The sequence below is a fragment of the Bradyrhizobium sp. Kon69 genome, from assembly GCF_055807515.1.
On record NZ_JBVVOS010000050.1, the window covers coordinates 1 to 25,353 of the forward strand.

General features: G+C 59.2%; 18 protein-coding genes and 6 pseudogenes. 16 read left to right on the forward strand and 8 right to left on the reverse strand.

Going from position 1 to position 25,353, the window contains the following annotated elements; translation table 11 throughout:
- Positions 1–133: 133 nt before the first annotated feature.
- Positions 134–1,188, forward strand: a pseudogene (locus tag AC0L3U_RS36960) (IS110 family RNA-guided transposase).
- A gap of 234 nt (positions 1,189–1,422) precedes the next feature.
- Here AC0L3U_RS36960 and AC0L3U_RS36965 read toward each other — a convergent pair.
- Positions 1,423–1,687, reverse strand: a pseudogene (locus tag AC0L3U_RS36965) (transposase); the annotation flags it as partial.
- A 1,615-nt stretch (positions 1,688–3,302) separates the two neighbouring features.
- On the opposite strand from AC0L3U_RS36965, the gene AC0L3U_RS36970 reads away from it, so the two are divergent.
- From AC0L3U_RS36970 to AC0L3U_RS37010, 9 genes and pseudogenes are all read left to right on the forward strand, one after another.
- The gene (locus AC0L3U_RS36970) at positions 3,303–4,070 is read left to right on the forward strand and encodes an outer membrane protein (RefSeq protein ID WP_219685555.1); all 768 of its coding nucleotides are present in this window, start codon (positions 3,303–3,305) and stop codon (positions 4,068–4,070) included.
- A gap of 1,079 nt (positions 4,071–5,149) precedes the next feature.
- Positions 5,150–5,272, forward strand: coding sequence for a hypothetical protein (locus AC0L3U_RS36975; protein WP_259219214.1), 123 nt, complete (start codon positions 5,150–5,152; stop codon positions 5,270–5,272).
- A 975-nt stretch (positions 5,273–6,247) separates the two neighbouring features.
- Positions 6,248–6,640, forward strand: a pseudogene (locus tag AC0L3U_RS36980) (transposase); the annotation flags it as partial.
- Positions 6,641–7,100: 460 nt separating this feature from the next.
- Positions 7,101–7,544 (forward strand): LLM class oxidoreductase, encoded by a 444-nt coding sequence (locus tag AC0L3U_RS36985; RefSeq protein WP_259219216.1) that lies wholly within the window; start codon positions 7,101–7,103, stop codon positions 7,542–7,544.
- A 54-nt stretch (positions 7,545–7,598) separates the two neighbouring features.
- Positions 7,599–8,054 carry an LLM class flavin-dependent oxidoreductase gene (locus AC0L3U_RS36990; RefSeq protein WP_259219217.1) on the forward strand — a complete coding sequence of 152 codons (456 nt, stop codon included), beginning with the start codon at positions 7,599–7,601 and terminating at the stop codon, positions 8,052–8,054.
- Positions 8,047–8,394 carry an LLM class oxidoreductase gene (locus tag AC0L3U_RS36995; RefSeq protein ID WP_259219218.1) on the forward strand — a complete coding sequence of 116 codons (348 nt, stop codon included), beginning with the start codon at positions 8,047–8,049 and terminating at the stop codon, positions 8,392–8,394. Before AC0L3U_RS36990 ends, AC0L3U_RS36995 begins: the two co-directional genes overlap by 8 nt.
- Positions 8,395–9,322: 928 nt before the next feature.
- Positions 9,323–9,466: a hypothetical protein gene (locus tag AC0L3U_RS37000; protein WP_219685556.1), complete on the forward strand. Its 144-nt coding sequence runs from the start codon at positions 9,323–9,325 to the stop codon at positions 9,464–9,466.
- Positions 9,467–9,883: 417 nt separating this feature from the next.
- Positions 9,884–10,666 carry a YggS family pyridoxal phosphate-dependent enzyme gene (locus tag AC0L3U_RS37005; RefSeq protein WP_259219219.1) on the forward strand — a complete coding sequence of 261 codons (783 nt, stop codon included), beginning with the start codon at positions 9,884–9,886 and terminating at the stop codon, positions 10,664–10,666.
- Between the two features lie 600 nt (positions 10,667–11,266).
- The gene (locus AC0L3U_RS37010; protein WP_259219376.1) at positions 11,267–11,422 is read left to right on the forward strand and encodes a hypothetical protein; all 156 of its coding nucleotides are present in this window, start codon (positions 11,267–11,269) and stop codon (positions 11,420–11,422) included.
- 549 nt (positions 11,423–11,971) lie between these two features.
- Here AC0L3U_RS37010 and AC0L3U_RS37015 read toward each other — a convergent pair.
- From AC0L3U_RS37015 to AC0L3U_RS37025, 3 genes are all read right to left on the reverse strand, one after another.
- Positions 11,972–12,091 (reverse strand): glutamine amidotransferase-related protein, encoded by a 120-nt coding sequence (locus AC0L3U_RS37015; protein WP_310473295.1) that lies wholly within the window; start codon positions 12,089–12,091, stop codon positions 11,972–11,974.
- Positions 12,092–12,434: 343 nt separating this feature from the next.
- A complete protein-coding gene (locus AC0L3U_RS37020) occupies positions 12,435–12,734 on the reverse strand; it encodes a Dabb family protein (protein WP_310473296.1) in 300 nt (99 codons plus the stop codon).
- Between the two features lie 941 nt (positions 12,735–13,675).
- Positions 13,676–14,365, reverse strand: a complete 690-nt coding sequence (locus AC0L3U_RS37025) for a methyltransferase (RefSeq protein ID WP_259219220.1) — start codon at positions 14,363–14,365, stop codon at positions 13,676–13,678.
- Between the two features lie 1,444 nt (positions 14,366–15,809).
- Between AC0L3U_RS37025 and AC0L3U_RS37030 the strand changes: the two genes are divergently transcribed.
- Positions 15,810–16,478, forward strand: a complete 669-nt coding sequence (locus tag AC0L3U_RS37030) for a helix-turn-helix transcriptional regulator (protein WP_259219221.1) — start codon at positions 15,810–15,812, stop codon at positions 16,476–16,478.
- 18 nt (positions 16,479–16,496) lie between these two features.
- On the opposite strand, the pseudogene AC0L3U_RS37035 reads toward AC0L3U_RS37030, so the two are convergent.
- The 3 pseudogenes from AC0L3U_RS37035 to AC0L3U_RS37045 form a co-directional block, all read right to left on the reverse strand.
- Positions 16,497–17,843, reverse strand: a pseudogene (locus AC0L3U_RS37035) (aminotransferase class III-fold pyridoxal phosphate-dependent enzyme).
- A 128-nt stretch (positions 17,844–17,971) separates the two neighbouring features.
- A pseudogene (locus AC0L3U_RS37040) lies at positions 17,972–18,196 on the reverse strand (hypothetical protein); the annotation flags it as partial.
- A gap of 286 nt (positions 18,197–18,482) precedes the next feature.
- Positions 18,483–19,523, reverse strand: a pseudogene (locus AC0L3U_RS37045) (Tm-1-like ATP-binding domain-containing protein); the annotation flags it as partial.
- Between the two features lie 618 nt (positions 19,524–20,141).
- On the opposite strand from AC0L3U_RS37045, the gene AC0L3U_RS37050 reads away from it, so the two are divergent.
- From AC0L3U_RS37050 to AC0L3U_RS37065, 4 genes are all read left to right on the forward strand, one after another.
- Positions 20,142–20,741: a GNAT family N-acetyltransferase gene (locus AC0L3U_RS37050; RefSeq protein ID WP_259219223.1), complete on the forward strand. Its 600-nt coding sequence runs from the start codon at positions 20,142–20,144 to the stop codon at positions 20,739–20,741.
- An 85-nt stretch (positions 20,742–20,826) separates the two neighbouring features.
- The gene (locus AC0L3U_RS37055; protein ID WP_259219225.1) at positions 20,827–21,936 is read left to right on the forward strand and encodes a histidine decarboxylase; all 1,110 of its coding nucleotides are present in this window, start codon (positions 20,827–20,829) and stop codon (positions 21,934–21,936) included.
- 405 nt (positions 21,937–22,341) lie between these two features.
- On the forward strand, positions 22,342–23,004 hold the full coding sequence (locus tag AC0L3U_RS37060; RefSeq protein WP_259219226.1) for a helix-turn-helix domain-containing protein: 663 nt from the start codon (positions 22,342–22,344) through the stop codon (positions 23,002–23,004).
- 67 nt (positions 23,005–23,071) lie between these two features.
- Positions 23,072–23,389, forward strand: a complete 318-nt coding sequence (locus AC0L3U_RS37065; RefSeq protein ID WP_259219227.1) for a hypothetical protein — start codon at positions 23,072–23,074, stop codon at positions 23,387–23,389.
- Here AC0L3U_RS37065 and AC0L3U_RS37070 read toward each other — a convergent pair.
- Positions 23,386–24,114: a TetR/AcrR family transcriptional regulator gene (locus AC0L3U_RS37070; protein ID WP_259219228.1), complete on the reverse strand. Its 729-nt coding sequence runs from the start codon at positions 24,112–24,114 to the stop codon at positions 23,386–23,388. The genes AC0L3U_RS37065 and AC0L3U_RS37070 overlap by 4 nt on opposite strands.
- A gap of 138 nt (positions 24,115–24,252) precedes the next feature.
- On the opposite strand from AC0L3U_RS37070, the gene AC0L3U_RS37075 reads away from it, so the two are divergent.
- A partial coding sequence (locus AC0L3U_RS37075; RefSeq protein WP_473364871.1) for a cytochrome P450 occupies positions 24,253–25,353 on the forward strand: 1,101 nt, incomplete at its 3' end.

The following is a 25,353-nucleotide window of genomic DNA, read 5'->3' on the forward strand; positions in this document are numbered from 1 at the left end:
GCACAAGAACTTCACGATGAGTCCTCGTGGAGATGAGAAACCGTGCGCTGTGTGCTTGACTGGGGACATCAGAATGGGATGACCCGCCCCGTCCTCTCAGTCAGACTGAGTTGGCTTTTGAAAGGAGGAAGCAATGAGGACACGGAACAAGCCCAGGCCGGCAACAGTGTTTGGGATCGACATTGGCAAGAACCTTTTCCACGTCGTTGGGCTCGACGCCGCCGGAATGCCGATCCAGAAGGCGACCTTTCGGCGCGATACGCTCTTGCAGTTCTTCGAACGTGCAGGACCGGCTTTGGTGGGGATGGAGGCCTGCTCCGGCTCGCAATGGTTGGCCCGCAAGATCGCCGCCATGGGGCACACCGTTCGCATTATCCCAGCTCAATTCGTGAAGCCATATGTGAAGTCCAACAAAAATGACATCATCGATGCCGCGGCGATCGCCGAAGCCGTGACGAGACCAACGATGCGCTTCGTCGAGCTAAGGTCGCCTGAGCACATTGACCTGCAAGCGCTGCATCGTGTTCGCGATCGGATGATGTCGCAACGGACGTGCCTCATCAATCAGATGCGCGCTTTTTGCCTGGAATATGGGATCGCCATTCACCAGGGCGCCGGCAAGTTCAAGGCTGATCTGCCGAGGGTTTTGGCCGATCAGATCGAATGATCTAACCTCGGCGATGCGTCGCATTCTTGCATCTACATTTGACGAGATGCGGCAGCTGGAGCTGCGGATTGCCGAGGTCAACCGCGAGATTGAGGCAATTGCCTCTCAAAGCGATACCGCACGTCGATTGATGACCATCCGGGGCATTGGTCCGCTGGCCGCGACGGCGCTTTTGGCAGCAGCTGGATCTGCCCGCCAGTTCAAAAAGGCCCGCGATATGGCAGCTTGGCTAGGTCTTGTCCCGAGAGAATATTCTACGGGAGGCAAAACGAAGCTGCTGGGGATAAGCAAGCGCGGCAATCGATATCTGCGCCGGATGATCATCCATGGCGCGCGTTCCTGCGTGACTCATCTTGATCGCTCGCGATACCGCCTTGGCGCGTGGCTTGATGGACTTCAGGCACGCATGCACACTAACAAGGTCACCGTCGCCTTGGCGGCCAAGAGTTGCGCGGATCGCATGGGTGGTGATGACCAAGCCCGGCGCAAGCTATGAACGGCGGGATCCGGCCTTTAGCTGATCCCGTTTGTTCCAGACTGCGAGGTGCGTGAAGGTGATGACGAAACAGTCGATCGGCGCGCCGTAAACCCTGTGCAAAAAAGCGGGCTTCGAGCCCGAACCATTTATCTGAGAACGGCACGCGCGGATCTCATCATGGCCTGGCCGCAACAGCGGCCCACTTGCAAGAGGCCGGATACATTTGTGCAGACTGCATCGTCCTCATTAAACGACCTTGCACGGGCGGGGCGGGTCATACATTCTTTCCCACGAGATCCTTCAGCGCCGCATTGTCCAACATGGCGTCTTGCCAGAAGCCGCTTTAGCTTCGTGTTCTCGTCCTCCAGCGATCGCAGTCGCTTGGCCTCCGAGACGTCCATCCCGCCGAACCGGGCCTTCCATTTGTAGATGCTGGCGTCGCTGACACCATGCTTGTGGCAGAGATCGGCGACCGGAACCCCGGCTTCGTGCTCCTTCAAAATCCCGATGATCTGTTCTTCCGTAAATCGCTTGCGCTTCATGCTCTGGTCCTCGTCTTGGGCCAGAACGAACTTCAAACTGGATTAAGCCCGAGGGGCAAGGTCACCGTCCACGATGGACAGGCAAGCCGCTACAGATTGCTGTGGTTGGCATGGCGGGCACAACGGAGGCGACGACGCGGCCAAGGTCTCACCGTGAGACCTGCGATGTCGGAGTTCCGCCCAAAGGACTAAACCGCTCGCGCGGTAGAACGCCGCGGCTGGCGACACGGCGAAGCAATAGGCGACAACTCATCGTGACGAGCGGGGCAATTAGCCCGTAGCTGGCGATGATCCGATGATCGAGGACGTGCTGATCTGGAAGTTCGTGGCGGAGCACCAACCATTGCACAAGAGCCAACTCGAACCCTCGATCGCGATTGTGTGCAACGTCGCGCTCGTTGGACCCAGTCCAGGAATCTCGACGTAAGCAGGGTTACAAATGCGGTGATGCTCTTGACGAGCAGTTCGAAACAGTTTCGGCTCTGATAGCTCCGGGGGCTTTCCAGCCGCCAGAGATCAGTTTGCCTCATGGCCTTCGAATATCGAGGAGCTCACGTTTAGATTGTGTGGTGTGGTATTTTTGCTATAGCCAAGCCATTGAAAGTACAGGTGCCGCCAAACATTAAATCCCCATAGGCGATCGTCCTGATCGTCTGAAGGTTGTTCGACGCGACTAGCTCGATCACGCGGCATTGTCCTACGTCCCCCCAGCGCGGTTTCCTCCTTTGGAGGCTTTCGGACGCCGGCCCCCGTGTGCGCGGCAACACCGTCATGGGGCCGGCATCCGAAACCCTTCACAGAAGCGGACATTCGGGCTGGCCTTCAGCAAGTCCGCTTTGTGCACAACACAAGGCGACATGCCAATGGGCAGGGAATGCTCCGATGAGCGGCAGTGGTGACATGGTAGACACGATCGAACCCGCAGGGCATTACCAGCGGCACTTGCTCGCCATGCAGGCTCACCGTCGATCAGGCGAAGGGGCGACCCGGTTGGCTTCGCCGGCAGCGGATGCCAAAAACTCATTTAGCAGGTGTCGCTTGATCCTGATCGGTTCACGCTCGCCTTGGGAAGCGAGCAAGAGAACGCGCTCGGCAACTTCCAGAGCAGATCGCTGCTGCTGACGAGTGAATGACGGACTGGAAAGAACCTCGTCTAGAACGTCGCGGAGCAAATGTACCGTTGCCGTGTCGTATGCCATGCGCCAATACCCCCTCTGTCGAAACAATATGCGCCGTAGCGGTGGCGCAAGGGAAAGGAAGTGAAGCGTCGCCGGGCTCGAAATAAGCGTCCCGGCAGCGCTTATTCTCTAACTGAGCGCTGAAATCCCAGTTGTCCTGAATTATGCAATGGTCATGCCACAAGTTTGTGACGCCGGTTCGCGCGAGGGCTCCCATACTGCAGTCCAACGGTCGACCAGAGCCCCCGCTCGCGATTTAATGCACGTTGGCGGGCATTTGGTTCCCGGCAATTCTTATTAGAAATAAGGATTGCAACGAAACATCTGAGCCGGGTGTTGCGGCTTGGCTACATCAACCTGCAGGCGAACGGGATAGCATTGATTCCCTAGGTGGGCTTCGTGCCTTTTTTGAACTTCTTCTGGGGAGATTTCTCGTAATGAAAAAGCTTCTGATTGTCGCAGCCGGGATGATGGCCGTAGCTCTATCCGCCCCTGCGTCGGCGGCTGATTTGGCGGCTCGCCCATACACTAAGGCGCCGCCGCCGGTGGTCGCTCCGATCTATGACTGGACCGGTTTCTACATCGGCGCCAACGGCGGCTGGGGCCAAACCCACAGCTGTGTGGATTTCGTTACGCTCGCAGGGACAGTCGCAGGCGGTTGCGCGGATCGCTCCGGCGGCCTTGTTGGCGGACAGATCGGGTATCGCTGGCAAACCAATCAGTTTGTGTTCGGACTGGAAGCACAGGGCGATTGGGCTGACATCAAGAACACGCGCGTCAGCCTGATCGATCCGCTGATTTCAACCACAGGGAAAACCGATGGCATTGGCCTCTTCACGGCCCAACTCGGTTGGGCATGGAACGCATCGCTGCTCTACGTGAAGGGCGGCGCGGCCGTCACTCACAATCGCTTTGACGTGTTCAACAACATCACCGGGGTCGGCCTCGCCTCGGCAAGTCACACGCGCTGGGGCGGCGCCCTTGGCGTGGGCTGGGAATATGGTTTCGCACCGAACTGGTCGGTCGGTGTTGAATATGACCATCTCTGGATGGGGCGTGACAACTCCTCCTTCGCAGGCGTGGTCACGCCCGGTGGCGTCACCCTCTTAGGGAACGGCGTCAAGCAGGACGTGGACTTGGTCACGGTGCGCTTTAACTATCGCTTCGGCGGCTTGGGAACAGTTCCTGTCGCCGCGAGATACTGACTTCATCTAGACGCTTTGTCAGGACAGTGGGCCGGGCATTTTGCCCGGCCTTTTGTTTAAAGCCATGTCTGAGAAAGATACAAAGCGCGCATCAGATCCAGACTGAACCGCCGAGAAGTTGCGGAATGCCTCAATGCCGCATTCGAGACTGGCGACATCGCCGACAGGTGTCGTGCGATTGAGGATGCTGTCCGTCTGCACGACATTTCGGAGCTCGCGCGACGTTCTGGGAATCACACGAACAAGCCTTTACCGCGCGTTCGCAGGCGGCAAGGCGCATCCGAATTCAGCACCGTCTTGAGCGTTTTGCACGCGATGGGTTTTCGGTTGCACGTTGACCCTGCGCGTGCACGCTCAGGTGAGGACGACGCATCACAAAGGCTCAAGCGTCGGCCCCACTTCCGCGTCGGGTCAACGAACGAAATCGGAAATCGCGGCCTTGCGGCGGGATGTCTGCTTTGCCCCGGGCGGACATAGTGATCGTGAGTCGAGGTGATAACACGCTGCGCGGACCGTCGCGGCCACCCTCCGCACAGTCGGGTCGTCCGGGTCCCTCTGGGCGTGTCAACCTCCGCAGGGCCGCGCGACCGCGACCTTTGAGGGTATTTGGAGTATTTGGGGTTTCTGATTTCGAACTTCCTTTCGTACCATCTCGCACACAAAGGCTGGTGCGCGATATGGAGCCTACCGGCTGTGGGTGCTCAAGCAGCAGAGCAAGTAGGCCCGACAGGACCATAAACCTTTGTATCGTTCCATCACCCCTTACGTTCAATTGAGCCGCTGATCGCGATCGTCTAGCTAAGGGTATGCGGTAGCTCCCTGCTATCGTTGCCCTCCTTGGGCGTTCCTCCCTAGACTTGGGCCGCTTGTGGCAACGCAGGCGGCCTCCCTTTTTGTATGGCCGTCACGTCCCGCAGCAATTCGCGATCTGTCATGTCGCTGTCCTTCTCCCTGAGAGGGTGGCCCAACCGCCAACGATCACGCCACCAGCGGCGCGACCATGATGGCGATCATCGCGATGTACCCGAAGAACGATACGCTCAGCGAGCGGCTCAGGCTGTATGTCTAGGAGTGCTTCCATGCTGCTTGAAGAAGAGATCAAGCTTCACAGGTTCGCCGGTATCTCGCCAGACCAGTCTTTTACCGAGGCTGGCCGCCACTGCGAGGCGGTGGTGGCCGCCGATTACAACATGGTCATCTGATGTTTGGGCGATGATCTCGCCAGCTTCGTCCCCGATGAACTTTATGGGGCCCCGCCTCCAATCGAGAGCGCCGGTCAGCGGCGGCCGCGATGGAGCAATCTATCTAACCTCGTGCGGGCTCCGGGCGTTCCAACCCATAAAGAATCACGGTTTCCGGACGACGTGCGCCACTTCGCGCACCGCTTTTCTGTGCCAACTCGCACAAAATAAACGGGGATACGCGAAGTGAAATGTATTTGTAGCGGGCCGTCGCGCCGTTCCCCGCACAAACCCACGCCCTCAAAAGGACCCCGCCGACCATCATTCGGAGGGGCGCCATCGTCAGAGGGCAGCGCGGGCACGGCAGCGGCATGGCACAAACTGCATAGATCGCCTCGAAGAGACAGATCAGCCATGCCCGAAAGAGCGCCAAAAGACACTTATTCGCCGCGGATTGCGCGATACCCTCTCGACAACGAAAAGGGTTCGGTGCCGGGATTCGTGCACATTGTCGCCACGCGGTCGGCCTGGTCGGATTGGATCGAATTGCGGATCGCGGCCGGGTTACTGTCGCCACGCACATCGCCACATCCAGGTCTGCCACCGTGAGCGGCACGATCGCGCTTACCGCGCGAGCAGTTCTTGGCAAGAACGGCGCACCGCGCCGCGAGTCCTGCTCACCCTTGGGATTCGCCGTGCGCCCCTTCAAGGTCCGTGGGACCATCCTCTCGTGACGGCGATCACTGTCCGTTGCGGCGGTGCTTCCTGCTCGAGACATCGAGAACCAGGTTCGCAGTTTGATCAAGGAATGTGGATTTCTGTTCCCTCGCGCGATCGGCCAACAAATTCCGCAACCAGGTCAGCGAACTCTTGGGCGTCGATCATTTGCTTCTCAGCGTGATATCGCCGCTGCTCTCGATCCATGAGAACGTTTGTCAACAACAAGGTAAGTTCGACAACGAGGTCCGCCGGTTGGCAAAGCTGGACGACACGACGCGTCGCCTGATGACGGTCCCGGGGGTCGGTGTCGTGACGACCCTAACGTTCCGCCACACGATCGATGACCCCTCGCGCTTCCGATCGGCTTCGACGGTCGGCGCCTATCTCGGCCTTACGCCGAGGCGCAGCCAATCCGGCGAAACCGACACCAACGGAAAGATATCTCGATGGGGCGACCGGCTTCTCCGAACTTACTTGTTCGAGGCCGCCACTGTTCTTCTTTATCGAACCCAAAAGTGGTGTTCCCTAAAGGCGTGGGGCATGAAGCTCGCCAAGCGGATCGGTATGAAGAAGGCAAAGGTCGCCATCGCCCGAAAGATCGCCGTAATTCTCCACTGCATCTGGGTCGATGGCACGTCGTTCGACTGGGGCCAGCCGAAGCCAATCTGATATTTGCTCGCAAGTTCCTGGTCCGGTCCGCCGGACTGGCGATGTCCCGCTGGGACGATGGTCGTGGTGACCTCGGTCAATCGGCTGGTGGCGGTTCGCCCGCACTCCGCTGCAAACGTTGAGGCGCCCCGATCCGGACATCATCATGAGGCGCTCGCGACCTCGGAAAGGACCAAGACCCCAGCTACGACATCAACCCAACCCGACGAAGCCGCGAACGACGTCGATTGCCAAGCCCGCTAGGCAATCGTCTCGCCATCCGCGATCGCTCCGTCTCTGCAACCTGACCAGCTCCGACGGAGCAATCGCTACCGGCGTGTCACTGGAGAGAGGAAGAATGGTAGCTTGACAACAAACCGCAATTAAAGCGCCGATTGACAGATTCACTGCCAACTGCCCGATCTATAACACGCTGAAGCGCGGCGGCCCCGTCGAGATCTCATGGAAAGTGAGCTGCCCCATGCCTGACAAGAAACTGCATCTTGCCGCCTTTGTCTCCGCGGGGCCGGTTTCCGGCAGCCATGTCGGTTGGCGGCATCCGAAGGCGGGTGGCGACCTGCTGTCAGCGGCTTACTACCAGAATATCGGCTGGCTGCTGGAGCAGGGGCGGTTCGATCTTCTGTTCATTGCGGACATACTCGCGACCCCGGACGCGCTGGGCGGCAGCCTGCATAGCCAGCTTCGCTATGGCGCGCTGGGCCCGCTGCGGCTCGACCCGCTGGTGGTGCTCTCGATTATCACGGGTGCAATCAAGCACCTCGTCTCGGCGCGACCATTTGACATCCTACGCCCAACCCTATGTGCTGGCGCGCGCTCGCGAGGCTCGATCATCTCAGCGGTGGCCGCGCCGCCTGGAATATCGTCAACTAGTTCCAGGAGGCGGAAGCGCGCAATTTTGATTTGACCGAGCAGCTCTCGCGCGAGGGGCACTACGAACGCCGTCGAATTTCTCGAGGTCGTGAGCAAGCTGTGGAATTCGTGGGAGGATGGTGCGCTGGTCCGGGATCGCCAGACGCCGCTGTTCGCCGACGCTGCGCGGGTGCACCGGATCGATCATTCCGGCAAATGGTTCAATGTGCGCGGCCCGCTCAATGTCAGCCGGCCCCCGCAAGGACGTCCGGTCTTCATCCAAGCCGGCGCTTCGGATCGTGGCCGCGATTTCGCTGCGCGATGGGCCCAGATCATCTTCGTGACGCCGGGCCTCATCGATGTCGCCGTCGAATTTCGCAACGACTTGCGCGCCCGGGCGGTCCGTTTCGGCCGCGACCCTGATACAGTCAAGGTGTTGCCCGGCATCGTCCCGGTCATTGGCGACACGGAGAAGCAGGCCAAGGCGCTAAACGACCAGCTCCACGAATTGTCGCATCCGCAGTCCGGTCTCTCGACTTTGTCCTATCATCTCGGCGTTGCCTGAGAATCTCGACGTTCCCGGCGTCGAAGGGCACTATCGCGAGGCCTCCGAACTGACGCGGCGCTCAGGCTTGAGCCTTGCTGAGCTAGGACAGCGCTACGGCGCGGGGAGAACCACCAGCGGCTTCGCCAGCACTCCCAGCACGGTGGCTGATCGCATGCAGGAGTGGTTCGAGGCGGGTGCTTGCGACGGCTTCATGTTGCAGGTCCCATATCTTCCAGGCGGCTTGGAGGAGCTGGTCCACGGCCTCGTGCCGGAGCTGCAACATCGAGGTCTGTTCCGCACTGAGTACGACGGCTCGACCTTGCGCGATTCGCTCGGCTTGCCCCGGCCAGCGGGCTGAGGTCGCCCATGCCCACCCGACGCTATGCTCTTTAGCTTCAGCCACTCCCACGATACGCAGCTCAATGAAGTATCGTGAACGTGCGACGAATCTCCATTTACCGCCTGAAAAAACACGGCCTGCGACCAGCAAGTAATTGATAATGCTCAGTGCGCAGATAACTCTCAATCAGTGGCCTGGTCAGTCCACTCAGGCAACAAGCGCAGGAATCTCTTGCTCAATCAATCGCAACAATCGGGTGTTGCGCCTCCGGAATTTGAGCGTATCGGGCACTCCGCGACCCTTGTTCCGCCGACGCAGCGCAAACCTTAGCATCTGGATGTGGGTCGGACATGGATTTAGCGATGAAGGGCTGGGTGCGCAAAGTTCAAGCCGCTCAGCGCCGGACTCATCGCCGTTTTGTCCCTGAACGGACTCAGTGTGGACGTGGGCCGGTCCGATTGAGCCCGGCGTCGCCAAAGGCTACCGTAGTAAATGGCGTGTGCGCCCGGTGCTTCTGCGGAATTCGCGGCTAGTTCGCTCGAGAAGCAAGCCGTCTCAGCTCCCAGCATCTTCGGCACCGTCGACCATCTCCAACTTGCGCGCAGCAGTCAGATGACAGTCGCGGCCTTCGGATCCACCACTCCACATTGAGACCAAGCTTGTTATCTCCCGCGCCTCTATTCACTCTCGACGCGCGAAGTCGACATCGCGATGACCCTGGACACGCCCGCCACGGGTCAGGTGACGTCGCAAAAGCGGACTGACTACACGCTCGATCTCTAAAGGGCGGAACTATAAGTCAAACACCGCCGCTGGCCCAAATCCTTGGTGGATCTAGCGGGTCACGTTTTGTCGGCCTACATCCCCGAACTGCTTTCCACGGAGAAACCTATCGAAACTCGGTGATCGCATCCAGGTCCTGCCAACAATTCGCAGCACGAGCGTGATGGCGCAGGCCGATGCGGTGCAGTATGGAGCGGCGATCGGCGCGCTGCTGACCTTTTTGCCCTCGGGCTGGCCGCTTCTGAAAATGTTGCGTCCGAAAAAAGTGCGGCTCTCGGATAGATACTCGATTGCCGTCCGCGTGTGACGGCTGCACCGATAAAGGCCGCTCTCGACGCCATTGTAGTGGGTGTTCCTGCCGGCAAGCGCACGTTTCTGCATCGTTGATGGTGAGGCGCTCATCGTCAGACCAGAACTGCCCCGATTTGAACGAATATGAACCTTACTCGTGAATGGAGCGGCGTGAGTTGTCTCTCCCGAGCAGCACAGAAGTTTCCGTGCTGTCCTCCCTGAGCCAGAGCGGCGAGTTGGGCGATGGCGGATCGCGAGATCCGGAGCACCTTGTCTGGGATTAGGATCGTCCCTATGGGGGATACGGCCTCGATTATGCGTCGATGGGAGAGGTTCTGACGAACTAGCCGGACTCGACTCTGCTTTATGTGCTACCGAAATCATTGGCCTTTGCCATGTCAAACACCATGGACGTGGAAGCGAGGAATTCGCGATGTCGCAAATGAATAGCGTCCGATTCACGGACGATCCGCGCTCGTTATTGCGCGCCAATCTTGATGAGCTTGAGCAGCGCATAGATCGGGCTTGTATGCGGGCTCGCCGCAGGCGTTCAGAAGTTCGTGTTTTGCCTGTCAGCAAGACCGTACCCGCCGCGATTATCCGTATCGCATCCGAACTCGGCCTTTGCGAGTTCGGCGAGAACAAGGTCCAAGAGGCGGAGAGCAAGGTCCGCGATTTGGCCGACCTGTCGTTGAACTGGAGTGTCATCGGTCACCTCCAGACGAACAAAGTGAAATCGATGGTCAAGTTCGCGAACGAGTTTCATGCGTTGGATACCTTGAGATTGGCCGAAGCGCTCCAGGCCCGCCTGAGCGCCGAAGGCCGGCATCTCGACGTGTTCGTCCAAGTCAACACCTCGGGTGAGGTGAGCAAATACGGTTTGCCGCCCCACGAGGTAGAGGATTTTGTTCTTCGGCTGTCCGACTATCCAGCCCTTGTCCCTCGCGGCTTGATGACTCTCGCCGTCCTGAGCGGAGAGGCGGACAAGGTTCGCGAATGTTTCAAGTTGCTGCGGGGGCTTCGAGACGCACTCCGCGATAGAACATCGACGCGACTTGATCTCCTTTCAATGGGGATGACAAGCGACTTCGAGATAGCAATCGAGGAAGGTGCCGATGTCATAAGAGTTGGTCAGGCGATATTCGGACCTCGGCCGACCAAGGACGGACAGTATTGGCCCGGGCTTCCTCTCCCCACCAGCGCGCTATCCGAGTGAGGCCGCGGGACCTGCCGCGAGTTCTGTTTCGTCCGTCGCCTGCCAACAGCAGAGTGAAATCACCACACCAATGCTAGCAAGTCGCCCCGTCACGATCCGCATGACGCCCCTTGTGAGCTGACCAGGCTCGGTGGCGCACCCACTCTAAGTCGACACGCCGGAGCCTCGCCGATTGCAGGCGGGCCGCCCAACGGAAAACACGGCAAATTTCTCCGCGACTAGGAACACTAGGTGCCCGCGAGGTTCTTCTGCGTCAGGGTTAGGGCTTGCGGAGTTCTCTTCCATAGGTATTCAGATCGTGATGGACCATACAGGCGACAACCGACATTGTTTTGACCAAAGCGACCTGAAGGGCCTGGCCGGGCCGAGCCGCGCTTCAACAAGCTGACAGGCCGCGGATTATCGCTGTCAACCGGACGGCGGCGGGTGATCTTAGACCCGTACGGGCATTTGATCCGACTGCAGATGAGACGCTGCTCTGTTCGTGCCTTATCGGGACTAGCCAGACTCGCGGCGCGGCAAATGTTTTTGTTTAGACGTAGCGGTGTCGCAACTAGCGCGTTTGCGCGCGGGCACCATAGTTTTGGAGCTTGATGAAAAATGCAGCCTAAGATCGGGTGGTGTTTCGTTCTCGAACAAGCGCTGGTAGCCGGCGACGTGATGCTTGCTCAGAAGATCGCGCTCGAGACCGACGAAGCCGCAGTGCTCGCGCTTGCCAACCGGTTTGTCCGAGACCGCCCGTCCTGCCCCGAGTAGTACGGCGTACTTACTAGTCCGCTCATGGGCGGGGCCGCCGCCTGTGACAGTGGCAGCCCCTAGCCGCGAAGGCACCGTTTACGCGATACATCGGCAGCTCCGCGGCTACAGGTAAGCCTCAACCCAGCGATCGCCTTCTGCAATGTGATCCACTTGTTAGCCTTACCGGGCGCGAGTGGTCCTCTGCTGATGATCTCAACACTTGCCATTGTTTCGCGTGAACGCCTCGCGCAACTGCCTCCGTGAGCAGGGCTCGGTGGGTCATTGAGATATGCGATTGTTAGCCTGCCCGAAAGATACCTCAGGGTGCTAGCTTCGCAGAAGCAGGGATTTGCCGTCGCATCTCGATGAGCTCGAGCGCTCCCTCTCTTGACGCCCGCATCAAGATCAAACGCACGCGCGTGGCCGGGCAACGAAGCCGCCGCGCCGAATACAATGGCGCGCCGGCTTCGCATTGGGTGAACCCGGATGGGGCAATGACCGGTGCCTGAACGTAACGCTCCGATGCCTCGCCGCCCGCATTTGTGACACCGATCTATACGGCCGCGTTTAAGAAAGCTCTGCAAGCCGCAGGTAGTTTGCGAATAGTGCGTCCCCTTGCGATGCGAGTATCGACTCCGGATGGAACTGCACGCCGTATGTCGCTTGATTGCGATGGGCAAGAGCCATGATCGCCCTGTCCCAGAGCGCTGTCACTAGCAGAGCGCGAAGTGCCAACCCTCGGATCACCCACAATGGTCTCTCCGTTGCAAAATAGCTTTCCCGTCCGCAATCATATAAGCCCAGAAGGGATCGCACGTCACATACGAATGCTGCCCGAGTACCGCGTCGCTCGATGCGCTATCCAGGAACGTGAGGTGCCTCCGTTGCGAGGGGCCTCGCACGGCTGTGACGGGCTCAATCCACTGCAGTTCCGCTACTGCATGACTCTGTCGCTCAGCGATATATGGATGATCGTAAGTCGGCCCGGCGAAGGCGAGCGTTATATCACCAAAAAACCCCTATATGCCTGTCAGCTAACCACGCCCGTAGCGAGGGCCTGCCGAACATACTGGCTCCGCATCTGCAGACATGCTGCAGTCGCCCGCGAGACGTAGCTCTCGCAGCGGCTTACCTGCCGGATCGATTGCTGGTAAACCTCGTGCGCTTTATAGGGTTCGAGCTGGCCTTCGTTGTCGAACTCACCGTAGACGATCACGTCAATTTCGTTTAGCCGGTCACTCTTGCAGTTGCGAGCGACTTCAAGCCGGCGTGCGTACGGGATTTTGGCGAGAACGGAGAGGGCTTCGACTTTTGTCGATATATGCCTTATCTTTTGCGGTGAAGAATACGATGTGTCGAATCATAGTTGGCCGTCGGTAGTCCCGAATAATTGCGGTTTGATTTCGCGGAAAGCGAAGCATCTTCGCCAAATCATGCAGGACTCGGGCAGCCGTCCAGTGGCCACCGCACGGCAGGCGCCCTGCACAATGGCACTGCCTGGTGTTTAGCTGAATCTCCTTCGGCCGCTACTCCGCAAGGTGGACCATGTCTGAGACCAGTTTTCGCCATGCAGTAAGAAAGCGCCTGATCATCAATCCCCGGGACAAGTTTAAGTATGTGACTGCGTCGACGCCATTAGCTTTGCGCGGACGATGAAACGATCTCACTTGCTGGATTGAGGCATAAGAACTGCAGGAAAATGCGGCTCGTTTGTCGAATACAGGCGAGGCGCCGTCATAAAGCTGAGGGGAAAGAGCGCCGCCAACCCCTGAAGCGTTGATGTCGAGGCATGACTTCAACTCTTAAAGTGCTAGCCGGCTGATCACCGCAGAGAGATCGCTCGTGAAACTACACTCAACTTGCGTGGCGATGGTCCACCCCTGCCGCCGAGTTCGTTTTACAAGTTCGCGATCGTCGTAGCGTAGCGCATCGAGCCCGCAACGCTATCTCGCCCACAGCGTCAGATCTCACTGTCAGGGCGAGGAATTGTGCCCGTTCCCCAAGACGCGTCCGGCCGAACCGCTCGAGCCCGGGCGGGATTAATGCTCACCTAGCACTCCGCGGTAAAGCCAACCGGTGTGTTCTGGGAGGCTATTGTCTGGATCACGGCACCGGAGCTGCGATGTCTCTCGACGGTCGCGATCGAGATGCGCACTCGCTGCACGCGGCCAAGCGATTTCAGCTCGGTCGGGAACATGCAAATTGGCCTGATCTACTGCACCGGCAAGCGCTGACGTGATGGGTCCCGCGCGCTTCTTGGCCAATAGATTTTCATCGTGCGGATAGCTTCCAAACGATGCGGACGTGCCCGCCTGGAATGGTCGGTCGGAAAATATGCATGTCTCTGACGCGCAGTTTGCTCTCCTCGATCAGGTTCATGACATGCCCAACGTCTCCTTGATCGGAGAAAATCACATACATCGCGCCCTTCGGACTTAACCAGACGTGCGCCCCTCCGACCGCGGCGGCCATGACCTTGTGATCTTCATCGAAACACGAACGCTCCAGATCGTCATTGGCCTTGCGGTTCCAATAGGGGGCGGCAAAGATAATGGTATCAAATTGTGCTCCAGGTTGTAGCGCAGCATAGGTGTCACTCTCGAGGGCTTCTGCTCGATCCCCATAGCCTAATCGCTCGATGTTTATCTTCGTCGAGAGAACCGCCTGCGGATTTATGTCGAGAGCGACTAGACGTCTTGCCCCGGCACGGAGTGCTGCAAGGCCCAGCACACCGGATCCGCACCCAAGATCGAGTACCGCCGCGCCGGGCTCGATGTGCCATTTCGAGATCAGTGCGTCCGGTGCGTGACTTAGGCGCGGTGACAAAACCCCGGGCAGGATGTGCAAAGACATGCCGCCGACTTCGACATCGTGCGGATCATTGTTCAAACGCAGTTCGGCCAACATTGCATCGACGTCTGTTGTTTGGCTGCGTACGGATGCGCCGAGTTGGGTGATCACTTCAACCTCCATGAGTGCTTAGCGCGCGGCGGCAGTAGTCCAGGGCAGCAACACGGTGGGGCCAGACGCGTGCGAAACCGGCAAGCCGTTCAACGTTAAGCTCGATGATCGGGCTGAGAAGGTTGATCCGCTCGGGCGCGGTGTTGTACCTCTCGGATATGGCCCAAGGAAGATATCGCTCATCTGGCCGCGCCCACTCGCTTGGTGTCGTAGCCCTCAATAGCAACGTCCATGCCAAGCGTTGGCCGGATTAATTTCGAGCGGGGTCTAGACATGCGGCCGCACGGCGGCTGAAATTGAAGTGCTGCAAACTCCTTGACGTGAATCATCGTGCCTCACGCGACAGAAGAGCGCAGTTTACGGGCTGTTCCAACCATACAATCGAGCGCACAAGTCGGCGGCCCCCGGGACGCTGATCACAAGCGCCCTACCGTGAGCTCGCCACACGGTCCGGCTGTCTGCTTAGCCTTCAGAAGGCCCCGAGCACTCGATCGGCATCATCTTCCGTAACATCGTCGTGCCGCTGATGTCTGGACGGCGACGATCAGGCGAGAGACGCGTTCTCATCCTGGTTGTCGCGCCATAAATGTACGCTTGAGAACAAAATGTCGGAATAGGACAAGGGCTGAGCCGTACGTGTGTTTGAAATGCGGAGCGCACCATATTGCGCGAGCGGCACGGCAATTCCCGGATAAGCAACAGGAGCTGCCGCGCCGCCGCCGGGGAGCGGCGCCATTCCTGAGCCCGCTTCGTTCCGAAAACTCGCAATTGGCTAGCCTCGGACGACGCTCCCGGTTGGTCATCGCCTTATTGCTCCTGTGGGAGGCGGCTCCAAGGCTGGGGCTCCGATCGGTTGCCGCGGATCGTCACGGCCGCCGGCTTGGTTGCCGATCGGGCTGCCCGAACTGGCATGCAATGGGCGACACATCTGATGCGAATCCGAGCAATCCCGCCCCGGGCACTGCAGGCGAGCAGGCGCTCGTCGAACGTCAACGAGGTTCCATGGTCGCGCTCTCCGCTCTGATGAGCATGTCCATCGGACCGGTCGGAATGGTCCCGCTAGGTGGCGTGCGAATTGAAGCATCGGTTAGATCGAGTAGATCGATGCTGCCCGCATTGTGCAACGTCGCGCAATGCGAATTCATTTTGTTTTGTCTCAATGCAGGGCGTCACGATGTGATGCGGCTTGTGCGTTCGGCAATCAATCGGTCGTCGAGGCCGGCAATTGGTGCGAGGATCGAACCGGATGCGGCGAACGTGCCGGTGCCGCTGTCCAGTCAATCGGCCAATCGCTGGAGGAGCAGACCGGCTCGGACCTCGGCTCGGCGGCAACTGAAATCGGTGGCCCGGAAATTGCCTAAGTAAGAGCAGTGCCTCTCCCGGCGTCGCCTGCGCGAGGGACTACCAGATGTCCCGAATGGAGTGGAATCGAGGAGGGTTGGCCATGCTGATGCTCATGGGCCGCTCGGACACCGCAACGAACGAAGCCGTGCATTTTGCCCATTCCATGCTGGAGGGCTCGGCGACGGCGTTTTACGAAGTCGACGAGGGCTACAACCTCCGGCGCTTTCTCCTGTCGCGCATTCCGGAGCCGTTTCATCTACAGTATCTCGACGGCATGAGTGCCTTCGACCCGCAGCATCCGAGTCATGCGGGTCACCTTGCGGTGGCGCGCCTGAGTAAGACGATGGCCGGCCAGCAAGCAGGCGAGACAGCACTCTACCGCTCGTTCATCCGCCGATGCGGCATCGTCGACATGCTCGATTTCTTCTTTCGGTGCGACGACCAGATTGTCGCCGGGATCAGCGTCGTATGGGACAGGGAGGCCAGGATCCCGGAGGGCGCCGTGACCATCGCCGAGAAGATGCACCAGTACCTCCAGTTCAACCTGGTCGGCCGCGCCGCCGCGTCCGAGGACGGGCAGCGCTACGCGCTGACCAGCCGCGAGATGGATGTGGTGCGGCTGTTGTGCTGCGGCCGCACCAATCGCGAGATCGGCGAGTGCCTTAAGATCGGCCAGGCGACCGTGAAGACGCACCTCATCCACATCTTTCAAAAGCTCGGCGTGGAGACGCGCTCCGCGGTGGTGGCGCTGATGGCGCGGCCGAATTAGCGGCCACGCCTGCCTTCATCAACCAGTCGCAAGGCCGTGGTCGATCGCGTGAGCGATCGTCCTGGCGTCCTCGGCCGTAATAATCAACGGCGGAGAGAGGATAATATTGCTGCCGGAGACGCGCACCATCACGCCGGCATCGTAGATGAAATCGGCGATCTTTCCGACGCGCTTCTTGTCGAGCGCCTTCTTGCTGCCGCGGTCGGCGACCAGCTCAAGCGCCGCCATCAAGCCCTTGCCACGCACGTCGCCAACGATCTCGCGCTTTTGCTTGAGAGCCGCGAGCGCCTCGTTGAGGATGGCGCCGGAGGCCTCGGCCCTGGTGTCGAGCTTAAGCCGCTTTGTTTCGGCAAGCGCGGCGATGGCGGCCGCGCAACCGACGGGATGGCCGGAATACGTGTAGCCATGGCCGATCGAGCCGAAGCTCGTCTCGTCGCTCTCGAACGCCTCGGCGATTTTATCGCCGATCATCGTGGCGCCCAGCGGGAAATAGCCCGATGTGACGGCCTTGGCGATTGTCATCATGCCCGGCTTGACGTTCCAGAGCCGCGCGCCGCACCATGCCCCGGTGCGGCCGAAGCCGGTGACGACCTCGTCCGAGATCAGGAGCATGCCGTAGCGGTCGCAGATCTCGCGCACGTCCCAAGAAACTCAAATGCGGCACGATGACGCCGCCGGCACCGAGCAGCGGCTCCATGATGAAGGCGGCGATGGTGCCGGCGCCCTGGAATTCGATCTCGTCGAAGAGCGCATTGGCGCGGAGCTGCGCGAGCTTCGCAGGGTCGGTCTCGTTGAAGGGATTGCGGTAAGTCCAGGGCGAGGGGATGTGATAGACGCCCGACAGCAGCGGCTCGTAGTTGCGGCGGAAATTGGCATTGCCGTTGACGGATGCGCCGCCGAAATGCGTGCCGTGATAACCCTTCTTCAGCGCCAGGAATTTGGTGCGGTCGCGCTGGCCCTTGATCTTCCAATATTGCCGTGCGAGCCGCAACGCGGTCTCGACGGAATCGGATCCACCCGAGGTGAAGAACGCGCGCACCATGCCCTCCGGCTTGAACCATTCGGTGAGCTCATAGGCGAGCTCGATCGCAGGTCCCGTCGAGACGCCGCGAAAGCCGGAATAATAGGGCAACTCCTTGAGCTGGTCGGCCATCGCCTTCTTAATCGGATCGCAGCTGTAACCGAGCGTCACATTCCAGAGCCCCCCGACCGCGTCCAGCACGGTCTTGCCTTCGATGTCGGTGACGTGGATGCCCTCGCCCTTCATGATGATCCGCGGCGGATGATCCTGCATGTCTTTGGGATGCGCCATCGGATGCCAGATCCGGCGGCATTGTTCTCGATGAGAAAGTTGATTTCGGGCATGGGTGGCTCCGCTGTCGAAAGGCAAGGCCGAGGATGTGGAGGGCCTGCCGGTAAGAGTTCTGGGGATGTCGAACATCGAACCAGACGGTCGAGAGCCCGCAGGCGATCGCACCCTTGATGTTGCGTTCCTGGTCGTCGACGAACACGCAGGCCTGCGGCGCGAGCTCGAGGGCACGCCGCGCGCGCGACGGACGAAGGTCTGCATATCCCACCAGTCCGCGCCGACGAGCTGCCGACCTCCCGGCTGCGAGTCCGCCAATACTCGCGCTCGGACAATTCTCGGCGAAGCCCGGGTGATTGATGTGGTCCTTGATCACGTGAAGCTCGATCGGCGGGCGGATCGCAGCAAGCATTTCCGTGACGAAGGCGCTGAGGCCTTCGGGATCGTACAGCGTCTCGCGGTCCTGATCCCATCACGGCGCCATAGGCGTGGGGTCTGGCTTCAGGATGCCGGCATGCGTGGCGTCGACGATTATCTCGAATGCCCGAGCAGCGGCCGCTTGCGCCGAAACTCCGCGCCTTAGAAGAGGTCGAGGCTGGTTGGAGAGAATGGCGACCTTTGCGGCCGGCTCCTCGCGCGATCCGGATGGCGCGCCCGGCTTCGGGGCGGATGATGAGCATCGGATCAGCGCTGGACGCGCCGAACGGAAGGACGAAAGCTACTGGCGCCCTCGCCTCCGCAAGCTTCGCGGCAACGGCGCGCGGCTTCCGTCGGCGATCGACGGCACCGGAGGTCGCGGACGCAAGCAGGCGATTATGCGCATGGAACGGACGATGGGCGAGTTCCGTCGGCACCGGCAGCCAGGCGGGAAAGTCCACCATGTCGATGGCGCCAGGCGCGACGATTTGCGGAATGCCGTTCCGGCCGGCATTCATCAGACGGTCCGAGCCGGAGTTTACCACCGAGCCCATCACCTGGTTGGCGACCTCCTGAAGGCTGAGGTCGAGCACCGCGGCAAATCCGCCTTGCGCTGCGATCGACTCCATCGCACGGCCGCCCATGCCGGTGGTGTGGAACACCACGACCTCGTAGCCGCGAGCCTCGAGCTGCGGCTTCAGCTCGACCATTTAGCTGAGGCAGCTCTTACCGAGCGAGGTCAGCGCTAAGATCGGGCCCTCGGGCCGCAGCCTGATGGCGCCGCGGGCCGCGCCGACGATCGCGCCGCAGGCCTGCGACAGCACCGCCGTGCAGGTGCCGTTGAGGCCGTAGAGGCCGCCGGCCCACAGGATCATCATCAGATCGGCGGCGATGCGCTCGGGGGGAATCAGATGAGAAAAGGCGATGGTCGACACGATCAGCTTTGGAAAGCCGAGCGGCAGGGCGAGCGCGACGTCGAGCGCGAGGTCGGTGCCCATGGTGCCGCCGATCGCGATCATGGCGTCGATCCGGCCCTGGTCGCAGTGTTGCCGCGTCAGCCGGGCGGCGCTGCGCGCCATCAACGTCATCGACGAATTCTCGTCGCCGCTCGCGATCACGGCGGCGATCGTCGTGTCGGCGGCGGCGGCCACCGCGTGCTTGTCGTGCGCTGCCTTGTAAGGGGGATCGCCGAGCACGCTGACGTCCATCAAGACGGTCTCGCCGCCGGCGTCCGCAATGCAGCGCTGCATGAACAGGAGCTCGTCCGACGTAGTGTCGCCGGTGCCGATCAGCAGGATGCGAGGGCGTGATCTGTTGGTCATGGAAGGCCGGTGTCGGCGAACGGACGCGCAACGGCCCATGTCCGAGCGCAGTGAATGTTGCCGCAACATTATGGATTTGCTGCGATGCATGATATCCACCTATCGGTGGATTGTGAGAAATGTCGCATCGAAGAAGGACCGTCGGCCTCATTCTGGTGTGAAAACAAATGTTTTGAATTCCTCGCAGATGCCAGCGCTTGCTTCAGCACCTCTCGAAATCATCGCCCACGCCGATATTTGAAACTCACAGAACGCGCGAGGACGCTTGAATTGCCGTGCTTGGAAGACTCTTTGCACATTCGCGCCTCAGACTCGCTGATCATTGAACTGCATAACTGCTTGCTTGCGAAGATCGAAGCGTGTCGTGTCGATAATTCGGCAACCTTGTCGCGAACACGACGGCAGGCTTTACAGAAAGCGGGAACACCGCCGAATTCCGACTGGCCTAAATCCTGCACAACCCTGATGGCCAACATGTCGCCGACCCACCGCTGAGCTACGAGCTGCTAGCGATGGAATGAGGATGTCCGGCACCGCGAATGCCTCAGGTCAGAACCTCATCCCTCCGTTGAAGCTTTCCTTCCATGTCTTTGTTCGTACACTTCGGGAGCGTTAATCGTGCAAATCCCAAAAGAAAATGAGGCGATCAAGCTAGTCTCCTCTGAGGACCGCGCAAGGGTCAGTGCCGTTCTTACGACGGCCTTCACAAGCTGCCCATTGTTGAGATGGCTTTATCCCGAGCCGGACCGCTACTTGCGGAATTTCGGCAAATTCCTCGAGTACTACTCTGGTGATCCCTATACGGATCGAAGCGGCGCGTGGTTCAACAACGGCGATAAAGGCGCGCTGCTCTGGCTAACCGACGAAGTGCACCGGGACGATGCGCGGTTGATCAAGTTTCTACTTGGTAGCGTTCCTGACTTCAGACGAGCCGAAACCGAAGACGTTTTCGATCAGTTCGGCAAATATCACCCCCAGAAAGCCTGTTGGTACTTTACGATGCTGGGTATCGATCCCATCCATCAGCGCTCCGGACTCGGGGAACGTCTTTATCGATACGGCCTCGGGATCTTGGACGAGGCGAAAGGACTCGCTTTCACTGAGGCCACCAGCTCCGAGTCGGCGAGATTGTATCAGCGCCTGGGGTGGGAAGTTCTCGGAGAGGTTCAGATCGGCAGTTCGCCATCGTTCTTCCCGATGGTGCGTTATCCGAAGTGACTGCGAACTAGGTGCGTACGGTTGGACCGGCGGTGGACCAGAATAGCTGACGCATGGTCCCCGGCGAGAATCAGAAGAGACATTCATGCGCGACTTAAACGCCGCAAAGCGACTTGATGATCTGTTCCAGTCAATGAAAAGGGCAAACGAATCATTCCTCGGCTATCCATTTGCTAAGGGCTTCAACTATGAACAGCTGTGGCGTTTCATGAAGTTGACGGGCAACAATCTTGGAGACCCTTTCGAGCCGGGAACTTACCGGGTCAATTCCCATGAGCTCGAATGCGAAGTCGTCAACTTCTTTGCTCGGCTTTTTCGGGCACCCTCGTGCGAGTTTTGGGGCTATATAACCAATGGAGGTACCGAGGGGAACATCTACGGACTGTATCTTGGCCGCGAGCTGTATCCAGGCGCTATCGTCTACTACTCGCGAGATACGCACTACAGTGTCAGCAAAGGCGTTCGACTGCTTGGGCTGGAGCATCGGGTCGTGGCCGCGCAGTCCAGTGGAGAAATCAGTTATGAAGATCTAGGAGAGCAGGCGGCACAATACCGATCTCGCCCTGCCATCGTCGTTGCGAACATCGGCACCACGATGAAGGAAGGCAAAGATGACATCTGTAAAATCCGCAGCGTCCTCCATCATGAGGGCATCACCCAGATCTATATCCACTCGGACGCGGCACTGTGCGGACCGTACGCGCCGTTCCTGGACTCGAAGCCGGCATTCGACTTTGAAGATGGAGCGGACTCGATCACACTCAGCGGACACAAGTTTCTGGGAGCGCCGATGCCGTGTGGGGTCGTAATCTCGCGGAAGCAACATGTCCAGCGTGTCATGGGACGGGTCGATTACATCGGCAGTTCGGATACAACCTTGAGCGGATCGCGCAATGCGTACACGCCGATTACTCTTTGGTATGCCATCCATACTCTGGGTGTCGAGGGAATTAGAGACACGTTCGGCCAATGTGAGCAGCTAGCGGGCTACGCAGCAGATAAGCTTCGTGCAATCGGGATCGCCGCGTGGCGTAATCCCCATGCGCTCACGGTCGTCTTTCCGCCAGTCGGAGAAGGCATCAAGAGCAAATGGCAAATTGCGACTGCAGATGTTAGCCACCTGGTCGTCACTCCTGGCACGACCAAGCGCCAAATCGACTCGCTAATTGAATCGATGTCGAGGGCCAGAACGTGAGATTCCAACTATCGAAATTCCGGCCTCAAAATGCCTTGGCACTCTCTGGCAATCGATGGGATGACGTACTCGGAATTGGCGGCCGGATGGCGCAGGCAAAGTCCTGCCACGCTGCCGTTGAGTGCGACGCATCAAAGCGCCAGCGACTGAGTCGAAAATGCCGCCGCATTCCGCTGCTTGCATTCGTCAACCACACTATCGGAGTTTCTCGCGCGCAGACAGCGTCTAGCCAGGCTGGCAGTGGGTAACGTGATGGCGAAGTCCTAAGCTAATCGTGACAATTCCTGAGCTGTTCGAGTGCTAGGCGATTGTGGCTCAGCAGTAACGCTCCATCCTCTTCATCGATCGAGCCACGGTACTCGAAGAGCGTCTAAACGCGCCATCTTACAGGAGAGGAATGCTGAATTGCGCAAGGTCGATCGAGCGGATCGCAAGCGCCCAAGTAACCAAAAGAATGAACGAGTGGACCGGCAGCTTCTGAACGACGCGGCCGGGGCCACGAAAGTGCCCATCGATCAGAGAATAGGCGCTACCATTCGTCGCGTTAGACGCGAGCAGGGGCTTACGCTTGCCAATGTTGCGTCGGCTGCCGATATCTCGTCTTCGATGCTCAGTCGTTTTGAGACCGGCAAATCGACCGCTAGCCTAGCGCAGCTCGAGCGCTTATGCGTGACATTCGGCGTCGACCTCGCGCTATTTCTAAATGCGATCGAGCAAGCGAAACGCGAGCCCGAGTTCATCAAGGCCTCTGCTCGAAAGGAGGTCATGCGCGCGGGTACTAAGTACGGGCACACCTTCCATTCACTTTCGCAAATCAAAGGATCTGGGAAGGACTTCGAATCTTTCCTCGTTAATGTGAATAGGAGCCAAAGATATCCGCGCTTTCGGCATCGCGGGACGGAGTTCATCTATATGCTGAATGGCACGGTTCAATATAGATACGAAGATGACCGCATACTCCTTCAACCCGGCGATGCATTAACAATTCCGGACAATGTCACTCATGGTCCGGAAAAGCTCTTCGATGATAACATTCAGTTCATCGCCATTATCATACATAAGTTGTAGAATAGGACGATCCGCGGCCTTTGTGAAAAACTAGCTTCTCTGGTCTTACCTCGGTCGGAAAGCCGAAATGACCTACGTTGAGAAGCCTCGAGTCAGCATGGTGTTTGTCGAGCATCGCCTCGACGAGCAGCTTCTTAAGCCTGGCATTCTCGTCGCCCAGCCCCTTCAGGCCGAGTTGCGGCTCAGCCTGCCCCTCACCGTGGGCGAGGACAACGACACTCCAAGAAGCCGAACCGGCTTTGGAGCGGCATCTCGTTTTCCAGCAATTCTGTCGCGTAGGTGTCCGTCTTCGTTTCGGTACGCTCAGCGCATCCTTTCGCACGACAGCCCATTTCTTGGCTGCGAGGATAGGTCGGCTGCAATCAAGCCGGCGCTGCCGAACTAAAGAAAATCACCGATGGTAACTCTCGGCCAGGTCTGTGTGCGCCGAGCGGCTTTAATCTTCGCCGACCAAGCGTCGATGAGACTGCCGAGGACCAATCGTCCGTTGCCACGAATATCTGGCCATTTCATCGTTGGAGTTCCCAGTGGCAGCGAGATCACCCCATGCGCCGCCGATAGCAGGGCGGCCGCTAGACGCTCCGTCAGCCCCGGCCTCGCCTCCACCCCCAATTCGGAAAGATACTCCGCGATCGAAGTCACAAAGAGCCCGTATCCCTTTCGTACGATCTCAGTTTCACCGAAATAAACCCCATCGGGAAAACGCCTGTCCTCGACCGTGCCGGCCATCGAATAGAGCGATCGAAAATGATCGGGGTTGTCGACCCAATAATCGATATAGCCCTCCATGACGCGCCGCAGCCGGGCCTCGCCGTTGGAATGGAGCGCGCGGACTTGTTCGAGCCGATCCGCCATTTCCTCGAGATTCCGCTCCTTCACTGCCAGCAGCAGCAGGATCTTGGTGGGAAAGTATTTGAGAACCGTGCCCTTCGAGTAACCGAGCGCATCGGCGATCTTCTGGATCGAAACGGTTTCGAGTGTGCCGCTCGCGAACTCCTTTTGCGCTGTCTCAAGGATTCGAGCCTGCAACGCCCGCTTGTCAGCTTCTTGGCGCGCGCGCTTCTGAAAGCGCCGCATCCCTTTAGAGTTTCCTGATCTCTCGGTCGACATCCCAATCTCCGCCCGGTGTGTCCTGCCGCTACATGGCTGGAATCACGAGTAATTAACGCCATTCAACTCGTAGCTTGCCAACTCCAGTGATAAATGACTGTAGTCAATTAACTTGAGGCGACCAAATGGAGGAAAGCAGTGGCAACGTCGGCACGCGAGTATGCCTGCAGCGATTTTGATCCGTTCGACTGGGACACTCGCATCGACCCCTATCCGGCCTACGCCGCGCTTCGTGCGAAGGCACCCGTCATCCGGCTAGAGAAGTACGGCATCTTCGCCGTGCCGCGTTTTGCCGAGATCAAGGCGGTCTTTGCCGACCAGGTGAACTTCAGCAATGCCGGTGGTGCCGGCATCGCAAATTATTTCAAGGAGAAGCCGTGGCGTGCGCCGAGCATTGTCCTTGAAGCTGACCCACCGCTACATACACGCACCCGAAAGGTGCTAGCGCGGATCATGTCACCTGGTGCAATGCGAGGCCTCGAGAATGGCTTCAAGGCCAAGGCCGCCGCGCTGGTCGATGAACTGGTCGAAAAGAGATCGTTCGACGCAATCCGCGATCTTGCCGAAATATTTCCGGTGACTGTATTTCCGGACGCCCTGGGCATCGACACTGAGGGCCGCGAAAATTTTCTGACCTACGGCGCAATGGTGTTTGCCGGCATGGGGCCGGAGAACGATTATTTTCGAAGTCTGATGGCCAAGGCACCTGAGGTTTTGCCTTGGGTTGCTGCAAAATGCCAACGGGACGCCTTGACTCCGGGCAGTTTTGGCGCGCAGGTCTACGAGGCTGCCGATAGCGGCGAAATTACCCATGACGAAGCACCTCTGCTCGTCCGGTCCTTTCTCTCGGCGGGACTGGATACGACAATCAGTGCAACAGGCATGGCCCTCTTTAGTTTGGCCCGTCATGCGGAGCAGTGGGCCATATTGGCTGCCAATCCTTCGCTGGCGCGCGCGGCGTTCGATGAGAGCCTGCGCTATGATTCCGCCGCACCTTACGTGTTCCGGACCACACCGCATGAAACCGAAATCGCTGGCGTGCCGATCGGCAAGCACGAGAAAGTGTTGCTCCTGATCGGTTCGGCAAATCGCGACGAAACGCGGTGGGAACGGCCTGAGCAGTTCGACATCACCCGGCGCGTTTCGGGACATATCGGCTTCGGCACCGGGATCCACGGCTGCGTGGGGCAGATGGTCGCGCGGCTCGAAGGCGAAGCCGTGCTGGCCGCCTTGGCGGCG

Bases quoted from the DNA above. Each gene is read 5' to 3' on its own strand.
- AC0L3U_RS37030 (WP_259219221.1), top strand. From the start codon at position 15,810: ATGCTGATGCTCATGGGCCGCTCGGACACCGCAACGAACGAAGCCGTG.
- AC0L3U_RS36975 (WP_259219214.1), top strand. From the start codon at position 5,150: ATGCTGCTTGAAGAAGAGATCAAGCTTCACAGGTTCGCCGGTATCTCG.
- AC0L3U_RS36970 (WP_219685555.1), top strand. From the start codon at position 3,303: ATGAAAAAGCTTCTGATTGTCGCAGCCGGGATGATGGCCGTAGCTCTA.
- AC0L3U_RS37010 (WP_259219376.1), top strand. From the start codon at position 11,267: ATGCAGCCTAAGATCGGGTGGTGTTTCGTTCTCGAACAAGCGCTGGTA.
- AC0L3U_RS37055 (WP_259219225.1), top strand. From the start codon at position 20,827: ATGCGCGACTTAAACGCCGCAAAGCGACTTGATGATCTGTTCCAGTCA.
- AC0L3U_RS37015 (WP_310473295.1), bottom strand. From the start codon at position 12,091: ATGGCTCTTGCCCATCGCAATCAAGCGACATACGGCGTGCAGTTCCAT.
- AC0L3U_RS37065 (WP_259219227.1), top strand. From the start codon at position 23,072: ATGACCTACGTTGAGAAGCCTCGAGTCAGCATGGTGTTTGTCGAGCAT.
- AC0L3U_RS36985 (WP_259219216.1), top strand. From the start codon at position 7,101: ATGCCTGACAAGAAACTGCATCTTGCCGCCTTTGTCTCCGCGGGGCCG.
- AC0L3U_RS37070 (WP_259219228.1), bottom strand. From the start codon at position 24,114: ATGTCGACCGAGAGATCAGGAAACTCTAAAGGGATGCGGCGCTTTCAG.
- AC0L3U_RS37005 (WP_259219219.1), top strand. From the start codon at position 9,884: ATGTCGCAAATGAATAGCGTCCGATTCACGGACGATCCGCGCTCGTTA.
- AC0L3U_RS37000 (WP_219685556.1), top strand. From the start codon at position 9,323: ATGGCGCAGGCCGATGCGGTGCAGTATGGAGCGGCGATCGGCGCGCTG.